Origin of the sequence: Dapis brunnea BLCC-M229 (genome assembly GCF_050015995.1) — a bacterium.
Taxonomy (GTDB): Bacteria; Cyanobacteriota; Cyanobacteriia; order Cyanobacteriales; family Microcoleaceae; genus Trichodesmium.
Genome location: NZ_JBNHEP010000225.1, coordinates 16,180 through 37,232, shown reverse-complemented (window position 1 = coordinate 37,232; position 21,053 = coordinate 16,180). Strand labels below are relative to the sequence as shown.

The window sequence follows — 21,053 nt, the reverse complement described above, 5'->3', positions numbered from 1 at the left end:
TAAATTATAGAAAATTAAACTTGTTGGGTTTCGTTACCTCAACTCAACTTAAAAAATAGTAATATTGTAATTAGGAGTCATATAGAATCCAGTTATATAATATATGTTTATAATTCTATCTATACAATATTTAATCCCCCTACCTCCCTACCTCCCCATCTCCCCATCTCTCCCAACCATATAATAAGTATTCAACCAGATTTGATATTATTCCCTATTGTCAAATCAAATATGAGCTAAAGGTAACAGTAACCGACTTTCTACTAAACCACCTTCGCCCAACTCTAGCTCAAAATTGCCTCCCATTTGTTGCATGACTCGCCGACAGATAATCAAATGTTTGCCTGGGGGTGTAACTAGAGGAGAAGATTCTAATATATCAGGTATAGAACCAGCATTAAATTCAGCAATTAATTGGGGATTAATATTTCCTTCATCAAGAATAGAAATTTCTAGCCATTCTTCATCTAAAGTCTGGCATTTAATATCGATTTTTCCTCCTGTTGTAGAACGACGACAAGCACTAATCAAAAGCTCATATACAACCAATTCTAATTTAATACTATCTCCATAAATAGTTAAATTTCCTTCCCGATGAACTTCTAATTGTAATTGTCTTTTTTTGAGTTGAGAATCAATGCGAGTCAGCGATCGCCTCAACAAATTAGCCACAGATACAACGTCATAATTTGCCTGTAAACGCCATTTTTCTTCTTTCAATAATGAGGTAGTAGATGATAAAACATTTCCAATTTGCCGTAGTAATTGCTGATAACGTAGATTGGCTAGCATATCTTTTTGTTGAGTAGAATTTTCAGCCGGAATATTATTTAGTTCAGTTAACTGTTTAAAACCAGAACCAACAGTACGGTAAAGTTCTTCTAAACGCCTTTGTTTATACCAATTCAACCACTCTAATTCTTCTCGCTGAGATTCCAAAGTAGTCTTGACAATTAAATAGCGACGTGACCAGGCAAACTGAGAAACCAAAGTAGTTAGTAAATTTTTCAAAGTTTTAGCAGGAGAATTTTCTAACTGCAAAACTTCTGTTTTTTGCCATAAAATTCTGTGGGGATCGCCCAATAATAATATACCTGTTGGCTGATGTTCAGCAGCAGTACGCAAAGCAGTTACTACAACCTGACCACTATCAAAAATATTTAGCCACCGCAAAGTTTTAGCTGGCACTTCACTTACATTCAAATGCAACCAATCATTGCTAGAAAGTATTTGTTGAATCCAAACATCGGTGCGAACAGGAATGGAAATTTTGCCAGTGCTAGTAATATTAGAGTCGGCATAACTATAACTCATAATTCTGCCTGTTTGCGACGCAGGATACCAAGCAAGCAAAGCAACTAGGGGAACAGTTTGCGGATTGATCTCTCCTATTTCCATAATTGCTTGAGCAATAAATTGGATAAAACTACGTTCGAGATGATCTAGGGATAAATTTTCTAATACACTTTGTTCTCCGACTGGTGCCAAATTTTTAATTTCTTGCAAAAATGAGGAGTTGGAAGAGTTAATCAATACTTTTGTGGGATTTCCGAGTATTGTGGTGGGTTGCAAAGCAGTTAAACCAGACTGCAAATATTGGATATATTGCTGTTGCTGATTAATTCGCTGATTCATGTCTCTTTGATGCAAAATAAAACCTAACTGTTGACTAGCAATTTGCACCAATTCTCGCTCATTGCGATTCCAACTGCGAGGAGCATCATAACCAATAATTACGATTCCTTCGGGTCGATCGTACTCATTGTCTTGATAGTCTATAGCAGATTCTTCTTCCTCCTGTTTCCTAGTTCCTCTTGTGCTGCACAATAGCAGAGAGCGTACTCCTAGTTTCTCAAAATTTTCCTGCCAAGCAACCAATATATGATTCTCTGACCAATTTTCAATTCCTACTACTTCGGTGTGTCGATCTATCAACGTCATATCTTCTTTGCTAAGAGAGGGTAGAGGAGTTGTAATTATTCGACTTTGAATAGAATGATTTTGATAAATAACTTCAAACTGGTCTTTCTTGCGAATAGCTAACATAAAATATTTGGCACCTAAACGTTGAGATAGTTTTTCCGCCGTTGTTCGGATAGTTTTGTGCCAGCCATCATCACAATAAATAGCCCGAGTTATCCCTGCAGTTAAAGTCTGATCTATTTTGGCTTGGGAAATTTTGTCTTTCATTTCTGATAGGGGAGAAGTTAAAGCTACCAGTTGACCTATTCCATGCAAATAGTTTTTTTCATCATCTTGCCACGGACGGTTGTGTTGTTCTTCTATAGTGATAAACCCTAATAGTTCGTCTTCTAAGATAATAGGTGCTACTAATACACAACGAGCTTTGATTTGTCGGAGCAGTAGTTGAGTAATCTCGTTGTCTACAGAGCTGTAATATTCTCCGACACAAACAATTTTCCCTTTTACTAATATCTGATATAACTCACCTAAATCTTGCAGTGTAATACCAGAAGCAGGACGTTTGAAGTCACTCCATTCTACGATTACTTGGCGATTACTTGCACGACGCCAGAAGTAGCGACCATTTGGATAATACCAGTAAATATTTGTGCGGGATGGCTGCAAAAATTTATGAGTGATTTCTACAACTGCTTCCAGACGTTGGTCTAGGGTTGTTAATTCTCCTAATTGAGAAAGTAATGAGAGTATGGGTTCATCGGGTCGTTTAGTTTGCTTCTGTTGCCATTCTTTTTGTATTTTGTCTAATGTGTACCCCAATTCTCCCCAGATTAAAGATAGTAGTGCTTTTTCTCCTGAGTCTAGAGATATGCCCCTATTTTGTGAAGCCATTAAAACAACGCCAAAAGATGTTTCTTTGTAAGATATGGGAAATAAAATCGTTCCTTTAACGTGATAGGTTTGAGCTATTTTAACCCATCCCCCTACTTGCTTTTCAGCGCTTAAGTCAGCTATTTTAAGTGCTTTACCTTCCATTAATACTTGTTCTAATACATCTCCCTCACTAATTGTAAATTTTTGTTTGAGAATAGAAATTTCACCATTAGGAGTGATTCCTCCTTTGCCAACTATTTTATTTCCTAATCTGTCATATAAACCCACCCAAATCAAACAAAATTCCAACTCTGACTGTAGATAAATGATAATTTTTTTGATGGCAAAATCAATGTCTTCTTCTTCTCTTATTGTCCTAATTATACTTTCTATATCAATCAGATTATTGTCTTTTTTTTCTGATTTATTTTTTTTGAACATATATTGCTTCTCCTAACTTAATTTCAATTGTATAAATAATATTTATTTGAGATTATAAAAGTTTATTTGATTCTTAATTATTTAGATATTCAACCAAGTAAATGATATATTAATAAAACGAACTAACTATTGTTCTCTCATCAGCAAAATCTCAATAACCTCAAGATTATACAATTTAGGGTTTTTGAGTTTTAATTTTGAGTTTTTAATTGTCAACTACTATTCAGAATCAAGTGTTAAATATTTATCGTTCTGTCGTACTTCCGATTCTATTTTCTGGATTAAAAGCCGAGCCAGAATGGGTACATCATCGACTCCTAAATATTCTCAGTTTTATGGATACTCACTCCGACTCTCAAACGATAAGTAGGCTTCAGACAATGATGGAGAAATTCTTCTGTTTTGAAGATACTCGCCTAGAGCAAACTTTATGGGGATTAAACTTTAAAAATCCCGTAGGTTTGGCCGCAGGATATGATAAAGATGGTGTGGCCATTAATGCTTGGCCTCGATTAGGTTTTGGGTTTGCTGAACTTGGTACAGTCACTTTCCATGAACAACCAGGAAATCCTCAACCAAGATTGTTTCGTTTACCAATAGATTGGGCTGTCTTGAATCGAATGGGATTTAATAATCAAGGAGCTGCTGCTCTAGCTATAAGATTACAAGGTCAAGCAAAAAACAATCTAGGGGGTCTAAGCATACAAGAAAATAATTCTTTTATTCCTCCTTCTTTCTTTCCTTATGGTATAAATATTGGTAAATCTAAGATAACATCTTTAGAGGTAGCAGCAACAGATTATTTAGATAGTTTTCGATTGTTAAAAGATTGGGGAGATTATTTTGTTGTTAATGTATCTTCTCCTAATACTCCGGGATTACGTTCTCTACAAAATACCGATAACTTAAGTAAAATTTTATCATTTTTGCAAGGAGAAAATCAAGGAACTAAGCCCCTTTTAGTTAAGATTGCACCTGATTTAGAAACTGAAGCGATCGCCTCAATACTAGACATCATTAAAGAATATCAAATATCTGGTATAATTGCCACTAACACAACTATTAATCGTGAGGGATTAAAAACTAAAATTATTCCCGCAACAGGTAAAGCTGTAACTGAAGAAGCGGGTGGAATTAGTGGGTCACCATTAACCAAAAAATCGACAGAAATAATTAAATTCATCTGGCAAGAAACAGAGGGAAAATTACCAATTATTGGTGTAGGTGGTATATTTACTGCGCAAGATGCCTGGGATAAAATTACTGCAGGTGCAAGTTTAATTCAAGTTTATACAGGCTGGGTGTATCAAGGACCGGGAATTGTCAAAAAAATTCTTCAGGGATTACTACAAAAGTTAGATGAAGAGGAATTAAATTCTATTTCTGAAGCTGTTGGTTTAGCACATCAGAAGTATAGCGCTACGCCCAAGGCAAAAGTCAAAAATAATCTCTGACTGAGTTTGATAATTTATAAATTTCCTAACTTGTGTTTCAATTTCTATAAATTAAAAGTTAAATTAAAGATGAATTTATAATTTTTTATATCGTAATATATTTGACTTTTATTGTAGACTTTCATCACTGAACAAAATCAAAAAAATCAGGAATTTTACCAGATTTTTTTCTAGATAAGTTAATTCTGAAAGTTGAAAAAACTGGATCTGGGAATTTATGAACTGAGAATAGTTAATAACTATTATAGGGATGCAAAAACATCTATTTTCTGTTAAGTAGGGTGTGGAAGAAAAAATGAGGTATATGACAAAGTATAAGAGACTGTTTGTAAAGGAAATATAAAAAGGATATAGGGAACAGGGAACAGGGAACAGGGAATAGGGAATAGGTATGGAGGGAGGAAGAAATCAAGACAACTATTTGTAAGTTAAAAATCTGGGAATATATGTACCTTTAAACCTCTGGTATCTAGGAAATTTCAATCTCTTGAAGTACTACCGCTTTTAGATTTTAGTCATTATTTGCTCTGTTAAGACTTATTTTACAAACAGTCTCTAAAGTAGAGCCAGGAAAAGGATATCGGAGTTATGGCGGCCAGATTGATAGTATTTCTCACGAGACCCAAAACCATCCTTTACCGAATAATTAATAATTATTAATTAAATAATTCACCCTTTAAAGCCTCCCCAATAAAGGGGAAAAAGTGGTCGGAAAGCGGAGCATTCCGAAGGATGGGATGCCGAGGTCTCCGTTCCCTCCGGGACGCTTCGCGTTTCATGTCGCGCAGCGAAACGCTAGCCTCCAATCGACCAAGAGAGCAGTCGGAAAGCGGAGCATGACCTAGGATGGGATGGCGAGGTTTCCCGAAGAGTGCAGAGCCGCTCCACTTTTCATGTCGCTGCGCGTTAACGCCCGTTGTGCGGAGCGCTAAACGCCATATCCAATCACCAATGCGAGAAAAGTGCTAGGATATTTCCTTATATTCAATTCCCGTACGGTTTTAACCAGAGGTAATTATCCATTATCCATTAATGAAATAAATCCCTTTTTTTCTCTTAGACTACTTATCATTCCTTTTACTATTACTTGAAATCCTAATTTTTCATCAATCTTATCCATTTAATTAGTATTATTTTTTTGATTAATTATTGCCTATGTTACCTAAATTATTGTTACTAAATCAACGCTTAATTTTCTCGTTAATAGTATTAACAATACTATTAATTCCTCTGGTTTTAAACTTTTACGTCAAAGTAGCTACAAGCAAATATCGCTACAAAAATCCAGAAGAAGTACCAGCTAAACCTATTGCCATAGTTTTTGGGGCAGGAGTTTGGGAAGATGGTACTCCCACACCAATGTTAGCTGACCGAGTACAAGGAGCAGTTAATTTATACAACATTGGTAGCATTAAAAAAATTTTGATGACTGGCGACAATAGCACCCCTAATTATAATGAGGTAAAAGCCATGCAAGAATATGCTATTAATCATGGTGTATCTGTTGAAGATATTACTCTAGATTATGCTGGTTTTAGCACTTATGAAAGTTGTTATCGAGCAAAAGAAATATTTGGGATTACCCAAGCAGTTTTAGTAACTCAAAACTATCATTTACCTCGTGCAGTTTATACCTGTCGTCAACTAGGAGTAGATGCTCTAGGTTTAGGTACACCAGATTGGGGAAAATTTAGAAATGATTCTATGAAACGTTATTCTCTGCGTGAAGTTTTGGCAGTATTAAAAGCATTATGGGAAGTTCATATTACTCGCCCTAAACCAACTTTTTTAGGACCTTTTGAGGGGATTAGTTAATAATTAATTATTAATAATTAATTATTAATAGACTTGTCGCTTTATAACTCAAAAAAACTGGCAAACTCTTGTCATATAAGGATTTTAGATATTCATGGATAGAAACGCCTGGAATTATTACTGTTTCTTAATTTGAGCGATTTTTTTCATCTATTTAGCGACAACTCTAATATAGCAATGAGCGCTCAGATATTTACAACTTCGAGTTCAAAGTGCAGTAAGCGAAAAGGTCTACAAAAAATAATGTGTAAAGATGCCAGCGCACATTGCTATAATTAATAATTACCTCATTACAATGCAGGACAAACAGAATAATTAACACGCTCCTGGGGTGCTAATTATCAAAAAGGTCATTTTGCCTGTATTAATGACTTAATAATTGAAGTTTCACCATGATATAGCATCATTTTTTACCGAAAGATTGTGGTCTAAAGCCTCCCTTTTTAAGGGGATAAAAAGCGGTCGTTTGCAGAGCATAACCTAGGATGGGATGGCGTTTAGCGTTCCGCACAACGTGCGTTAACGCTTCGCAATTCAAGTCGCGAAGCGGCTCTGCAAGAGCGGGTTTCCTCGCTGGCCTGCAATCGACCAAGAGAAAAGAGAATATTCCTTATGTCAAGCCTCCTTATTGCAGAGGTACTGAATTGCGCAGTTCCGACCATAGGAGGCTAACTGATAACTGATAACTGAAATGACCCTTGGTATAAGAGGCTTTATATCTTAATTTTCCAGTCAGAGAAACTGTGTTTATCTCAAGTTTTCCAGATTAATTTTTTGATAATTTTTAAGAGGAGGAAAAAATGGTTCTTTACCTTGACTCAGCAATAGTAACAGAAGCAAGAGTTGCCAGTAAATTTGGTTGGATATCTGGGGTGACAACTAACCCAACTTTGCTGGCAAAAAGCGATCTGTCTCCAGAAGCAACATTAAAGGAACTTTCAGAAATTGTTTCTGGAGAATTATATTATCAACTTACTGCTACTAACTTTGATGACATGATAGCAGAAGCGAAAGCTGCATCAAAATTAATTGGTCACAAAATAGTTCTGAAAATTCCGGCAACTGCTACTGGTTTTCAAGTTGTATCTCATTTGTCTGAAGATATTAACTGTTCGGTTACCGGGATATATCATCCAGCTCAAGCAGTAGTAGCTGTAGAAGCAGGTGCTAAATATGCGATCGCCTATGTTAACCGAGCGACTAGACTATTGGGGGATGGTTTAAAGTTAGTGCGAGAGATGGCAAAGGTAGTTGAAGGTAGCGCTACAGAAATTTTAGCAGCGAGTGTAAAATCTCCTGATGAAGCTGTGGCAACTTTATTAGCGGGTGCTAATCATCTGACATTACCATTTTCTGTTTTGCAGGCAATGACTACCCAGGAGTTATCAGAACAAACTTTTCAAGAGTTTAATGAAAAAGGACGAGGGATTATGTATTAATTTGCGAGCGTAAAATACCTGTAGGAGGTAGCTTATTATTGAGGATAAATATAGAAATTTAAAAGTTTATGAAAAGCTTGCCCCTAGACTGAAAAATGATAATCCATCCCCTAGTTTTCCATTAGCTAAAATTCCTAATATTACCTAGCTTTTAATAATTTGCAACCTACTGTACAAGAATCGAAATTTAACCCTCGGTCTCAGTCTATGGAGACCAATACCTTATGACAGCTAGTTTTCTAGAAACTAGACCGTTGAGGAAATATCTAGTTCTATTTTTCCTCAACTACCCAACCATTCTCTTGAAATTCAAAACTCCCTTTTCCTCCCATCAATACACCAACTACGCGATCGCCTCTAAAAGGAAGTCGTCCGTGAGCTATTCTCGGATTATCCAAAATTAACACATCATTTTCTTGCCAGTTATTATAGAATATCCGTGCTGATTTAATCGCCTCCTCCATTTCTTGGACTCGCTCCTCCGGATATAACTCCCCATTCTCAAATCTGAGAATCACTTGCGGTTCCTTATCCTTCCATATTTCCCGATACCAATAAGCAGCAACTCCCACAATACTTGAGTGTAAACAAGTTTTGCCATTGTGATTATAAGCAATTGGTCGCTCTATCTGAGTCTCTACAATATCTATTACTTCTCCATTTTCTGATTCCTGATGTAACAAACAAGTATATCCCAATTTAGTCCAATGTGCGATTACCTCTTCCGCAGTCATGTTTTCATCAAACATCTGTTGCCAACTACTATATTTCCCGTGGTTTATTTGTTTAACATATTTTTTGGCAAAAATTATATTCCTTTCTATCGCTTCCTTTTGAAAACTGGGAGATAAATTAGCAAAAGCTTGCTGGCAATCATATATTGTTGTCTCACCTCCATATTCAGCAGGTTGCTTGCAGATGAAACAAACATTCTGAGGAAACTCTGTATGATAAGTTAATTCATTGTGGGGTAGTATATCCATTTCTTTCTGCCAAGGCGTAACATTCAAATAGGTGGAACCAGGAATTTGTTTGCGCTCCTGATTCCCATATCTATAATTCATCAGCTTTTTGCTTCCTCCTATCAACTTAACAATTTCATCGTGATCCAATGGTTTACCTGTTCTAATTAAGATATGACCGTATTCTTTGAGCTGACTTGCTAACTGTTCCGTTGATTCTGGAATTTCATAGCAAATGTTGGCTGTGATCGGGGGAGATATTCTGAGCAATTCCTGTTGAAAATTTCCATCAGCAAGAGTCTTCTGAATGACTTGATATTCTCCAGCAAACATTTTAGCTAATCGACTCAAGGTATTTGTTATCTCTCCAGTTTCTGTCGATATCCTGTCTCCTGGTTTGATTTCTCCTAAGATATGAAGTTCTTTTAACTTTTCCCAAGTTTCTGACTTTTGCAAAGTTTCATTTGAAAACACTAAATTGCTAGAATTATCCTGACTTAAGTTTGTTGATATCATTTTGGCGCTAACTATCTATATATTTACTGTGGAAGACTACTTTTGGAACTATTCGTTTTTAGTTTTATTAGACATCTCCAATAATAAAAAATCAAATCAATTATTCCACAGAAATTATCAATTATTCCCCTCCCAGGAGGGGTAAGGGGTGGGTTCCCTGTTCCCTGTTCCCTGTTCCCTGTTCCCTATTCCCTATTCCCTATTCCCTATTCCCTATTTTCTTATTAATATAAAAGTCATAACTAACGCCATAGTCTGACAGAAGGTATCCCCAAGCTTTAACAAAATTATGCTTGAGTAAGTAATTGTCTATTTCTTCAGGTTTAGGACTATCTTGATAACGAGGTGTCAGATTTTTTTCCAGATAGATTGAATCTAGGTGAGGAAGTGTTTTTTGAGCGCCTTCCAAAGCTTGTAGTTCGCTTCCTTGAATATTCATATATAAAAAATTAAACTCTAATACATCCCCAGAAGATTCTTCTATTAAGCTGTCAACCGTTTTGATCGGTACAACGATCTGATTATCGATACTTACCTTACTCTCAGAATAAATAGTTTCCTCATTGATAACTTCTTCTATTGGTTTGAAGAGTGAACTTAATTGTGATTTTGATGTAATATAAAATTTTGCTTCACTGTTAAGAGCGCCAACCCCACATTGAACAGCCTCAATTAAGGTTATTTGCTCACCATCAATCAGACTGTCATAACTACTGATAAACTCATTTATTAAAGCAACTCTCTCTTGAAGTTGCTCAAACAATTCCGGTTGTGGCTCAACTACTAAAATTTTCTTGAATCCCAATAAAACTAATGTTAACAGCATTTCCCCTTTATGTCCGCCCAGATATAAAGCTCCGCGAGGTTGACAATTATACTTGCGTAATAATCGGTCGTAAACTAGGAAGTCATAGGAGATTTCTGACTCAAAATTTTTCTTGATTTTTGGCTCTGCAAAATACCCTGACCATATCTTCTTTTTTAAATCCAGTATTTTACTAATCACTTCACCTTGGGATTTGAAGTTTTCTAGCATTTCCATTTGCCTTTTTTCTACTTATTTAATTAATCCTCGGTCGCAACCAACTGAGACCGAGACCTTATGAAAGCTAGTTTTCTAGAAACTAGACCGCTTACGACCGACAATAGCTAAATATTCTAGGGGGCGTCCGTCTGTATAAAATCTGTGTCGGTAGGGGTGCATCTGCATAACCTCAAAAACAGCTTTATCTTCTACCCAAGAGTGCTGTTGCCGAAACCCATTCTCAGTATTATCTTCCCAGAAATACTGGGCTACATTGAAGGCAATAAATCCATTAGGGGCAACCTGATTATAAACTACGCTTAAAGCATCAGCCGGAACATGGCCTTGACTAAGAGCTGAACAACAAATTAGGCAGTTAAATTCTCGAGCATTTAATTCCTGCTTAGTCATTTCCGTTAATTTGGTCAAGTCCTCAACATAGTAGTTCTCATAAATTCCAGGATACTGCCTTTGAGCTGCTTGTGCTGCTTCAGGAAGAATATCAATTCCCACAATTGATTTCACTCCTAAGTCAGCTAGAGTTTTGCCTACTAAGCCACTTCCTGCACCGATATCTAGGACTACCATATCTTCAACTGTGCCACCTGCTTGGATAAATTGTTTAACCAATAAAGAAGTCAGGACAGTATGGGATTTGCTGTCCAACTTTTCCATCAGATGCTCATAGAGATAGGGAATTTGGTACACATCTACATAGTCGTGTAACCGCAGTTTGCGTTTTGTGCCATTTTGCTTAAACCAAAAGTATTCTTCATGGATTGGTAAGTTGCGAACCCTTTCAGTTTCTGGTAATTGTATCTCAAAATCGACTTTCTGCATATCTGTTTCTAGTTTTCATAAGTTAATTATGAAAAAGTTGTTCACTTTTCCATAGGAACAAATTGACTCGATCGTTCTACCTTGATATACCACATCAGCCTGATAATTGTGAATGGCAAAATTGGTCAAATTGTGATTAAACTAATAAGCTCCACCTCACATCTTAGATTGAGCCAGATTGAGCCAACTTCTGGCAGATAGTTAAATTAGTATTTCGATTCTAGAGTATAGAGCAATACGGTTCATTTAAGACGAAAACTCCTATGATATGGAACCATTAGATAGGCTTTTCAGACTACAGAACTGTCAAAAAAATCCTTAACTGAACCGTATTGGAGTATAGAGTATTCTGAAATTTATACCCATATTTTGCCAAAGTTTAGCATCTCGAAGCCCAATTTGGCTGAAATTTTACATATATAAAGGTGTTCCGTATTGTTCTGACACTTTGTATTTCCTTATGAGATAAGAATCCATCAAACTTTACTGCCTTTGAAATTATACTTTTTCAAGTATCAATGAGACTTAAAATTTACACTAACCAAAACTATCTAGTCAATACTTAAGAAGTCAATACTTAAGAAAAACTAAGTCGGCTACTCTTACCTAATTTTCTCTACAATTTAGGCTAAGACGCATATTTATCAACAAATCCTTGTAAACCAGAATTATAACCTTGTCCGACAGCTTGGAATCTCCAATCATTATCTTTGCGATAAAGTCTGCCAAATTCCAAGGCGGTTTCTCTAGAAAAATCTTCTTCTAATTCATATTTAGTTACTTCTTCTCCGGTAGTAATATCGTAGATTCTAATAAAAGAATTTCTTACCTGTCCAAAGTTTTGTCTTCTGGCATCTGCTTCATGGATAGTTACTACAAATAGTATTTCTTGAATAGCTTGGTCTACTTTTGTTAAATCAATTTCTATTACTTCATCATCTCCCGAACCTTCTCCTGTTCTACTATCTCCTGAATGTTTAACTGAAGTATCTGGTGATGTTAAGTTATTGTAAAAAACAAAGTATTTTTCTGTAGGAATTTTGCCATTAGTTCCTAACATAAATACAGAAGCATCTAAGTCAAATGCAGAACCTGTATCTGTAGTATTTACATCCCATCCTAATCCAATACCAGCTTGTGTTAAATTAGGAGATTCTTTGGAAAGATTTACTCTTTCACCTTTACTGAGATTAATAGACATAATTTACCTCTTTTCAGTTATCAGTTATCAGTTATTAGTTGTCAAAATAACTTACTGGTAAGTATTCAACCATTAGCTCTCAACTCTCAGCTTCATTAATAGATAATGAAAACTATCTCGAATAGACTTCTCCAAAAATCCCGATTTTTGAATATCAGGGTAAAAGTTTGAGAACCTTTTCTGGAGATGTCTAATAATTAATTAATAATTATTAATTATTAATTATCCATTACTCCTTTATTAACAAACTGTAAAGTAAAAGCTTCTTTATAGTTAGTATCTGGCTTCATTACTCCTGCCTCTACTACACTATCAAAGAATAATTTCCAGCGTTGGTCTGTCATAGCACCGATACCTTTTGTGACAGCATCTCCAGAAATAACAATACCATATTCTTTCATTTTCTCTAAACTATAAGCTAATAAATCATCTTTCATTTCTGGATTATCTTTTTTAATTAATTGATTTGCTGGTTCGGGATTTTCTAAATAACTATACCAACCTTTGATAGAAGCATCGACAAATCTCTGAACTAAATCGGGATTTTTTTCTACCATTTCTTTTGTTGTTTCTATCGTAGTAGCATAAGGTTGATAGCCAGCATCTGCTAATAACATAACTACTGGTTCAAAGCCTCCTTTTTGCTGAATTGTGAAAGGTTCTGATGTTAGATAACCTTGCTGAATTACATTTTTATCTACTAGAAAAGGAGCTACATTAAAATTATAAGGACGTCTCTGTTCGTCTGTATAACCAAACTTAGTTTTGAGAAATTGCCAATAGCCTTTTTCAGCTAAAGATGATATTAAAATCGGCTTGCCTTTTAGTTTTTCTAAAGAGTCATTTCCTACTCCTGGATGAGCAATTAATACTTGGGGATCTTTTTGGAAAATAGCTGCAACTGTAATAGTAGGAATTCCTGCTTCTACAGAACTAATTGCTTCGATACCAAATCCCATATAAAAGTCTATTGCACCTCCTACTAATAGTTGAGTTCCATTCACTTGAGCATTTCCCATTCTAATAGTGACGTCTAAACCATAATCTTCATAAATTCCTGTAGCAATTGCTTGATAAAAACCTCCATGTTCGGCTTGGGCATACCAGTTAGTTCCATAAGTAACTTTGTCAAGATTTTTGTCAGTTTTAGCTACTGAATTGGAGTTATTAGCACTAGCACAACTTGTTAATATACCACTGCCAATAGCTAGGCTACTATACTGAATAAATTGACGACGACTAATATAATTCATCTATTTTAATAGGTTTGTTTGATGTAGAATTTTATGACGAATATTCATTTGAATCCTAATATAAGAAGTAACATAAGATTATTAGATACATGCTTATTTAATTATATAGTTGCTTTCCTCAATTCTCAACCAATAATATTATTAATAGGGCTTGAATATAATGGTAATATCTTCGGTTTATCAAAAGATATTTATTTATTATCTAAGAAAAATTTAGACGTATTTCAACAAACATTAATCCATCTAAATTTCTGAGTATATACGTTCTAATTTCATTAACAAATACATCAAAATTCGTTGGGAAAGCTTAGAAACAAAGGAAATGTGTATTTTAGATGTTAAAATAGTGCTAAAAAAGCTGTTTATTCAACCTAATAAATACAAAGGTATTATAATTTTATATTAGAGTAGGAAATACTACAAAAAGATTATATATTCCTGAAATTTACAATCGTATTTATTTGATTAGATAAAACATATTATTCGTTTCCTACTATTCTGTAAATTGCTCATCATTCCTGACCTGTTTCCTGTTAGCTGCCCCCAATGCTATAACCTCTTGACTACCTGCTATAAAACTATTCTGGGACTCAATTGGTAATAAAATACTTGATGCTTCTTTCACTTCCGAAATTAATGCTTGCCCACTACCATTAAATAAACGAATAACTGCATAGGAAATTAACACTGGTGAAGCTAAAATTAAAGCAGCTATCATTCCCACAGGTGCTACTAATTGATAAACAATTAAAGCAGTAGGTTGAAATTCCTCATATTGGGAAAAAACGCGAGATAACCACCAAACTAATAATGCCATTACCCCAAATCCGAAAAGAGTAACAATTGAAGGTACAATAAAAGATAAAAATACAGCCATCGCTGCAATTAAAGCACCCCAGCCTTTGGCAACAATTTTCTCTGATAAATCAGAAACCATAATTGTTCCATGGACAAACCAAATGATAAATCCAAATACTAATGTAATTGCCGATCCTGCTAAAAAAATGTTAACGCCCTTAATAAAAATTTGCTTAACTTCATCATTGGTTAATATAGGTTGTTTCTGCTTTTCCATTTTTGTATCCCCCTAGCCTTTAACTTTTACTATACCTGATACTTTTGCCAGTAGATTAAAAGCAACTAGACTGATTTCAAGATTAAGAAATAGCACAATTTGATTGAGAAGGTTGATTAACCATTGTTGATTTACTAATATTTGTTAACATAAATTCATATACATTTATTTAGTTATACCGATTAGTTGCATAGATTGTGCTATAATCTATACAGACAGAGTAGTTTGTGGTGAAAAACCAGGCCACTATGTAACCGCTATCCAGATAAGTTACCCCTAGCATGGTCAAGTAATTAAAACTTCTGTTTAGTCGATAACCAAGACGATTTAAGTGTTGAAAAAGCGTCCACAGGTTTTCTTGTAGACTTTGGGAGATAACCCCTCAGCAGGCGATCTTGCTGTGCATTGTTAACATTTGTTAGCAAAATAGTATCGGTATATATGAAATAAATCTTAAAAAAGTGTGGTGGTGTTTTGAGGTTGTCATTAATGGTAGTATTAAGATTGTCAAAAAGAAATTCTCAGGGGAGTTTACCGTTGTTGGCGCATCATTCCCTAGGATGGGAATACTGATCTGTACAGCCAATATTGGTTAATCCAATATCAAGAATTTAGCTGTCAGGATTTTATACAATCTGATGGTGCGTTACATTTCATTAACGCACCCTACTGGACTCTACTTGGTAAATATTATTCTGATTCATAAACAGCTACGAGGCAAGTCGTGACTGTTTTGGAGTTGACTGGAGAAATTTAGGCAGCAGCTTGATAATTAGCAGCTACAAAGTCCCAGTTAACTAAGCTGTCTAAGAAAGTCTGAACGTAATCAGGGCGCTTATTTTGGTAATCTAGATAATAAGCGTGTTCCCATACATCCATTGTTAATAGGGGAGTTTGTCCCTTATGAAGTGGGTTTTCTGCGTTCAAAGTTTTGGTCACTTTCAGAGTGCCATTATCTAATACTAGCCAAGCCCAGCCACTACCAAACTGACCCGTGCCTGCGGTTTTGAATTCTTCTTTGAATTTATCAATGCTACCAAAGTCAGCATTGATTTTATCAGCTAGAGCGCCTGTTGGGGTCCCGCCACCACCAGACTTCATGCAATTCCAGTAAAAGCTGTGATTCCAAGCCTGGGCTGCATTGTTGAAGATGCCAGTTTTTGATGAGTCACCATAGACTGCTTTGATTACTTCTTCAATTGGCTTGCTATCGTATTCTGTGCCTTGGACCATGTTGTTGTACTTGGTCACATAGGAGGCATGATGCTTGCCGTAGTGAAATTCTAATGTTTGCTCTGATATATAAGGTGCGAGAGCGTTCTTTGCGTAAGGTAATGCTGGTTGTTCGTAAGACATGATGTTCTTCCTTTCTTATCTGCTTTTCAGTATTAAAGCCAATTGCAAGCTCTGGCTGGAAAATGATGCCCAGTCTTACCAGTTTGACGTTGCCTTATTTGGCCACACTCTTATATATATTATCATGCTGTAGCTGTTTTAACTGTTTTAAGTTGATGAGTTTATATAGGCTTTTGTTATTGTTTGAATTATTAATTATTTTTTCTGTTTGTTATAAGAATGTCTGATTTTATTTGTCTAGACAAAATTGCCAATTTGAGCATACAACTTGAATTTACTCTATAGTCTGAAAGATATATTTTTTGTAGAATAATTATTATCTCTATCTAGAGGTAGAGATTATTTAAAGTAGAAATTAATTTAACTAATTTTGATTAAATGCTAAGATAGTAAGTTAACTTTCTCTTTAACTAGCTTGAATGGCGATTTCTCTCCGGAAGGCTACCCGATCGCAATTTACATTCGGAACAAGCAATAGTGAAATTATCAACCCGCCCTAATGCATACCCATTAGTTGAAACAGTCCACTACTGGACTACACTTAAGCAATGAGGATGAAAAAATACAGTAGTTAAAGAGCAAAGATTGAAAATTTGGATATGACTCATTCAGTTCTGACTTGTTTTTGCTTAGTTGAATAAAAAGTCATGTGCAAGGGCGAGTTGAACCCACTAAATAAATTGTATCAGAAATTTTTTCTGCTTGCAAGGGGGAAAATCTTTTCCCCGTCGTTTTGGTAGCTCCACAAAATGCAGATTCTCTCATCCGTACATCCGTAGCAAAATTCTTGTTTTGCCCTGACTTCTCTCATAGTTGTTTAGGATTTAGGCAATGGGGAATTTGTCAGGATTATATTGAATCAGGCGATCGCTAAAGTTAAGGAACGATTGGAAAAAAATACAGAGATTAAAGAGGGATGATTTAAAGTTTGGAGATGACTTCCTACTTCTGTCTCTGGAGAACCCATGATAAATCTACCTCCAGGAATTTTTACCATTTCTAGAGAGACTCCATTACCGAGGTTTTCTGTCATTACTTCTGCTTTACCTTTACGGCGACTTATTACTTCTCCTTTCCTGTTAACTGTGAAAGTTGTAAATGTCTGAATGGGAAATTTTGGTTCTGGTTGAGGGGAAGGTGATGGGGTTGGTTCTGAAGTTGCTTGGGAAGTAGAAATATTTTCTAGAGGTGTTCTACTCCAGAAATATTTAGTTAACATTGCTGCGACAAACCCACCTACTGCCAAACCTCCTAATGTTAATAGTGGAAGGGGAGGTTCTGAAGTTGGTTGGGAAGTAGAAATATTTTCTGGAGGTGTTCTATCCGAGAAACGTTTAGTTAACATTGCTGCGACAAACCCACTTCCTGCTAAACCTCCTAAGATCAATATTTGTCTTCTAGTTTTATTCGTTTTATTAGGTTGGGGTTTTACTACTACTTTTTCTGTTTGAGTAGTTGTTGGTTGTTGTGGTGTTGGTTCTAGTGTTAGTTCTGATGATAGAGGTGGAGGAGGTAGTCGAGTTTGAATATTTAATGCTTCTAATACTTCCATCGCATTTTCATAACGCTGTGGAAAATATTCCTGCACCATCCTATCTAATATATTTGCCAGGTAGTCACTCACTTGTGCTTCATTTCGCCAGATAATATTTTCTGTCTTTGAGTCTGTTGGTAAATTTTCTGGATTTTTGCCAGTTAGTGCTTTTATTCCTACCATTCCCACTGCATAGATATCACTACTTAGTTTAGGTTTACCGTTACTTTGTTCGCTTGGCATATACCCAGGTGTTCCGACTGTTACAGTTAAAGTAGTCGTTCCTGGTTGTTGACTTTTAGTTAATACACTTATTTCTTTTACCGCCCCAAAGTCTATCAATACTATTTTGTTATCCGACTTTCGACGCATCAAATTTTCTGGTTTGATGTCTCGATGAATAATATTATTTTGATGAGCTACTGCTAATGCTTCTAATATTCCTGCAAGTAAGGCGATAGTATAAGACTCGCTTAATTTTCTCCCCGACGTAAGTTCCCTACTAATGTCGTGCCCTTCTATATATTCTTGTACTAGGTAAAATTCTCTTCCTTCCTGAAAATGTGCAAATAATTTTGGTATTCGGTATGAGTCTTTCCCTAATTTGTATAGAGTCTTTGCTTCTCTCTCAAATAACTTTTGGGCAATAGCTAAAAGTTCTGGGTCTGAACTTTTGATATTGCTGAACCAAGGGATGAGTCTTTGCAGAAAAGGTAAATCCTTTCTTTTAGTTCCTCTAGGTTTGAGATGCTTAACGACACATTTCGGATTTCCTGGTAAATCTAAATCTTCAGCTAAGTAGGTATCTCCAAAACCTCCACTTCCGAGAGTGTGGATAATTTTGTAGTGGTTTCTCAGGATTTTTCCAGACTGCATGATTTTTTTCAGTTATCAGACTTTACCTTTACCTGGGAAATATGCTGTTTTTGGCAAAATCTAACTTGAGTATATATGAGCGCACCTTCTCCATTATACTTACAGTATCATGTCAAATTTTTGTTTGTCAACCAATCTACTTTAACACTCCCCGGTAATCGCGAGACTGGGATTCTTGGCTCAACGACTCACCTTTACTTGGCAGGTCAAAACCAACCAAGCCAGAGGGCGTGTCTCCATATTCTTGATACTAGGTAAAATTATCTTCCTTCCTGAAAATGTGCGAATAATTTTGGTATTCGGTCTGAGTCTTTGCCTAATTTGTATAGAGTCTGCGCTTCTCTCTCAAATAACTTTTGGGCAATAGCTAAAAGTTCTGGGTCGGAACTTTTGATGTTGCTCAACCAAGGGATGAATCTTTGCAGAAAAGGTAAATCCCATCTTCTACTTCCTCTAGGTTTGAGATGCTTAACGACACATTTCGGATTTCCTGGTAAATCTAAATCTTCAGCTAAGTAGGTATCTCCAAAACCTCCACTTCCGAGAGTGTGGATGAGAGTGTGGATAATTTTGTAGTGGTTTCTCAGGATTTTTCCAGACTGCATGATTTTTTTGAGTTACTCAGAATTTGCTTTGCCTGGGAAATATGCTGTTTTTGGCAAAATCTAATTTGAGTATATATGAGCGCACTTTCTCCATTATACTTACAATATCATGTCAAATTTTTGTTTGTCAACCAAATCTACTATAATTCTCAAAATATAGAATATTTAACTTAAATAACTAAATGACTATAGCCATAGACTTTGGAACAAGTAATACTGTAATCTCCCGTTGGAATCAAACAACTCAACAACCAGAAACTATTAAGTTACCAAACTTATCAATTATTTCTGGGCAAAATCCACCTTTAATTCCTAGCTTAGTCTATGTGGAAAATGCTGCTGAAAAAAAAGTTGTAATAGGGCAAGAAGTTAGAGATAAAGGTTTCGATGTTAATACAGATTCTCGATTTTTTCGGAATTTTAAACGGGGTATTGGTGCAAATATTCAAGGATTTTTACCTGAACTTGATGGTCAGATTATTTCTTTTGAGCAAGTAGGAAGGTTATTTTTACAAGAAGTTGTAGCTGGTATTCTGAATGTGCCTTTACCAGTAGAGTCTTTAATTTTTACTGTTCCAGTTGATAGTTTTGAAGCTTATCGTAATTGGTTGGGGCAAGTTTGTCAGTCTTTAGCAGTTCAACAGGTACAAATGATTGATGAACCTACTGCGGCAGCTTTAGGTTATGGAATGGCAGATGCAAAAATTTTATTAGTGGTTGATTTTGGTGGGGGTACTTTAGATTTATCTTTGGTGCGGTTGGATAATTCGATGCAAAAACAACCTCTGGGTTTTATTTTGAAATGGGGTGAAAAATCTTTTGGTAAAAGTTCAAATCAAAAGCCTAAAACGGCGAGGGTTTTGGCAAAGGCAGGACAGAATTTAGGGGGTTCAGATATTGATAATTGGTTGGTTGATTATTTTGTTAAAAATCAAGGTATTGAAAAGACTCCTTTAACTACTCGTTTGGCAGAAAAGTTAAAGATTCAATTGTCTTTACAGCAAGAGGCGACGGAAGTTTTTTTTGATGATGAAAGTTTGGAAAGTTATGAGTTGGAATTAGGGCGGGATGGCTTTGAGGAAATTCTCACGGAAAATGGTTTTTTTGCTAGTCTTGATAATTCGATTAATCAGGTTTTACAGCAGGCAAAAAGACAAGGAATAGAATTATCAGAAATTGATGCTGTTTTGTTGGTGGGAGGTACGGTACAAATTCCGGCAGTGCAGAGGTGGGTAAAGGAATATTTTGATGCGGGAAAAATTCGTTGTGAAAAACCTTTTGAGGCAATTTCTCAGGGAGCGTTGCAATTAACTCAAGGAGTAGAGGTTAAAGATTTTTTGTATCACAGTTATGGTATCCGCTATTGGGATAGAAGGAAAAATGCTCATAATTGGCATCCATTAATAAAATCTGGTCAACCATATCCAATGACTAATTCTGTGGAATTAGTTTTAGGTGCCTCGGTAAATAGTCAGCCCAGTATAGAATTAATTTTAGGAGAATTAGGTGCTGAATCTGGAGGTACAGAAGTTTACTTTGACGGCGATCGCCTGATTACTAGAAAAATATCTGGAGAACAAACTTCAGTACAACCTTTAAATGATAGAGAAGGAGGTCGTAATATTGCTCAATTAAATCCTCCAGGTAATCCAGGAAGCGATCGAATTAAGGTTTTATTTTGGGTGGATGAGTCTAGGTTTTTGAGAATAACTGTGGAGGATTTATTGACAAATGAAACTTTGTTAAATGAGCAAGCTGTTGTGCAATTGAGTTAGTTTATTAGACCTCTCCGGAAAGGAGGGATTCATTAATGGATAATGGATAATACCATTTTGATAAATGTTTGCTACAAATAAGTAGGGAATT

At 35.7% G+C, this 21,053-nt stretch carries 14 protein-coding genes; 4 read left to right on the top strand and 10 right to left on the bottom strand.

The genetic code is table 11. From position 1 onward, the window contains the following. Positions 1-225: 225 nt before the first annotated feature. Entirely contained in the window at positions 226-3,237 is a 3,012-nt protein-coding gene (locus ACP6PM_RS25560; RefSeq protein WP_426589657.1) for a GAF domain-containing sensor histidine kinase, read from the bottom strand. Between the two features lie 209 nt (positions 3,238-3,446). On the opposite strand from ACP6PM_RS25560, the gene ACP6PM_RS25555 reads away from it, so the two are divergent. The 3 genes from ACP6PM_RS25555 (at position 3,447) to ACP6PM_RS25545 (ending at position 7,945) form a co-directional block, all read left to right on the top strand. After that, on the top strand, positions 3,447-4,691 hold the full coding sequence (locus ACP6PM_RS25555) for a quinone-dependent dihydroorotate dehydrogenase (RefSeq protein ID WP_426589655.1): 1,245 nt from the start codon (positions 3,447-3,449) through the stop codon (positions 4,689-4,691). A gap of 1,155 nt (positions 4,692-5,846) precedes the next feature. Then, complete coding sequence (locus ACP6PM_RS25550) at positions 5,847-6,506, top strand: SanA/YdcF family protein (protein WP_426589653.1); 660 nt, start codon at positions 5,847-5,849, stop codon at positions 6,504-6,506. 800 nt (positions 6,507-7,306) lie between these two features. Beyond that, the gene (locus ACP6PM_RS25545) at positions 7,307-7,945 is read left to right on the top strand and encodes a transaldolase family protein (RefSeq protein WP_426589651.1); all 639 of its coding nucleotides are present in this window, start codon (positions 7,307-7,309) and stop codon (positions 7,943-7,945) included. 272 nt (positions 7,946-8,217) lie between these two features. Here the strand turns inward: ACP6PM_RS25545 and ACP6PM_RS25540 are convergent, their stop codons facing one another. The 9 genes from ACP6PM_RS25540 to ACP6PM_RS25500 form a co-directional block, all read right to left on the bottom strand. Next, a complete protein-coding gene (locus ACP6PM_RS25540; protein ID WP_426589649.1) occupies positions 8,218-9,423 on the bottom strand; it encodes a TauD/TfdA family dioxygenase in 1,206 nt (401 codons plus the stop codon). A 199-nt stretch (positions 9,424-9,622) separates the two neighbouring features. Then, positions 9,623-10,459 (bottom strand): FkbM family methyltransferase, encoded by an 837-nt coding sequence (locus ACP6PM_RS25535; protein WP_426589647.1) that lies wholly within the window; start codon positions 10,457-10,459, stop codon positions 9,623-9,625. Between the two features lie 81 nt (positions 10,460-10,540). After that, positions 10,541-11,287: a class I SAM-dependent DNA methyltransferase gene (locus ACP6PM_RS25530; RefSeq protein WP_426589645.1), complete on the bottom strand. Its 747-nt coding sequence runs from the start codon at positions 11,285-11,287 to the stop codon at positions 10,541-10,543. 628 nt (positions 11,288-11,915) lie between these two features. Beyond that, positions 11,916-12,488, bottom strand: a complete 573-nt coding sequence (locus ACP6PM_RS25525) for a TerD family protein (protein WP_426589643.1) — start codon at positions 12,486-12,488, stop codon at positions 11,916-11,918. A gap of 218 nt (positions 12,489-12,706) precedes the next feature. After that, the gene (locus ACP6PM_RS25520) at positions 12,707-13,741 is read right to left on the bottom strand and encodes an ABC transporter substrate-binding protein (protein WP_426589641.1); all 1,035 of its coding nucleotides are present in this window, start codon (positions 13,739-13,741) and stop codon (positions 12,707-12,709) included. A 493-nt stretch (positions 13,742-14,234) separates the two neighbouring features. Next, positions 14,235-14,816, bottom strand: a complete 582-nt coding sequence (locus ACP6PM_RS25515; RefSeq protein ID WP_426589639.1) for a hypothetical protein — start codon at positions 14,814-14,816, stop codon at positions 14,235-14,237. Between the two features lie 753 nt (positions 14,817-15,569). Next, entirely contained in the window at positions 15,570-16,172 is a 603-nt protein-coding gene (locus tag ACP6PM_RS25510; protein WP_426589637.1) for a superoxide dismutase, read from the bottom strand. Positions 16,173-17,031: 859 nt separating this feature from the next. Then, positions 17,032-18,582: a protein kinase domain-containing protein gene (locus ACP6PM_RS25505; protein ID WP_426589635.1), complete on the bottom strand. Its 1,551-nt coding sequence runs from the start codon at positions 18,580-18,582 to the stop codon at positions 17,032-17,034. 260 nt (positions 18,583-18,842) lie between these two features. Then, the gene (locus ACP6PM_RS25500) at positions 18,843-19,187 is read right to left on the bottom strand and encodes a hypothetical protein (protein ID WP_426589633.1); all 345 of its coding nucleotides are present in this window, start codon (positions 19,185-19,187) and stop codon (positions 18,843-18,845) included. Positions 19,188-19,369: 182 nt separating this feature from the next. On the opposite strand from ACP6PM_RS25500, the gene ACP6PM_RS25495 reads away from it, so the two are divergent. Next, the gene (locus ACP6PM_RS25495; protein WP_426589631.1) at positions 19,370-20,962 is read left to right on the top strand and encodes an Hsp70 family protein; all 1,593 of its coding nucleotides are present in this window, start codon (positions 19,370-19,372) and stop codon (positions 20,960-20,962) included. Positions 20,963-21,053 lie beyond the last annotated feature (91 nt).

What these genes read in the sequence shown, in the direction of transcription:
- ACP6PM_RS25560 (WP_426589657.1), bottom strand. Translation starts at nt 3,237, where the DNA reads ATGTTCAAAAAAAATAAATCAGAAAAAAAAGACAATAATCTGATTGAT.
- ACP6PM_RS25550 (WP_426589653.1), top strand. Translation starts at nt 5,847, where the DNA reads ATGTTACCTAAATTATTGTTACTAAATCAACGCTTAATTTTCTCGTTA.
- ACP6PM_RS25545 (WP_426589651.1), top strand. Translation starts at nt 7,307, where the DNA reads ATGGTTCTTTACCTTGACTCAGCAATAGTAACAGAAGCAAGAGTTGCC.
- ACP6PM_RS25540 (WP_426589649.1), bottom strand. Translation starts at nt 9,423, where the DNA reads ATGATATCAACAAACTTAAGTCAGGATAATTCTAGCAATTTAGTGTTT.
- ACP6PM_RS25535 (WP_426589647.1), bottom strand. Translation starts at nt 10,459, where the DNA reads ATGCTAGAAAACTTCAAATCCCAAGGTGAAGTGATTAGTAAAATACTG.
- ACP6PM_RS25530 (WP_426589645.1), bottom strand. Translation starts at nt 11,287, where the DNA reads ATGCAGAAAGTCGATTTTGAGATACAATTACCAGAAACTGAAAGGGTT.
- ACP6PM_RS25525 (WP_426589643.1), bottom strand. Translation starts at nt 12,488, where the DNA reads ATGTCTATTAATCTCAGTAAAGGTGAAAGAGTAAATCTTTCCAAAGAA.
- ACP6PM_RS25520 (WP_426589641.1), bottom strand. Translation starts at nt 13,741, where the DNA reads ATGAATTATATTAGTCGTCGTCAATTTATTCAGTATAGTAGCCTAGCT.
- ACP6PM_RS25515 (WP_426589639.1), bottom strand. Translation starts at nt 14,816, where the DNA reads ATGGAAAAGCAGAAACAACCTATATTAACCAATGATGAAGTTAAGCAA.
- ACP6PM_RS25510 (WP_426589637.1), bottom strand. Translation starts at nt 16,172, where the DNA reads ATGTCTTACGAACAACCAGCATTACCTTACGCAAAGAACGCTCTCGCA.
- ACP6PM_RS25505 (WP_426589635.1), bottom strand. Translation starts at nt 18,582, where the DNA reads ATGCAGTCTGGAAAAATCCTGAGAAACCACTACAAAATTATCCACACT.
- ACP6PM_RS25500 (WP_426589633.1), bottom strand. Translation starts at nt 19,187, where the DNA reads ATGCAGTCTGGAAAAATCCTGAGAAACCACTACAAAATTATCCACACT.
- ACP6PM_RS25495 (WP_426589631.1), top strand. Translation starts at nt 19,370, where the DNA reads ATGACTATAGCCATAGACTTTGGAACAAGTAATACTGTAATCTCCCGT.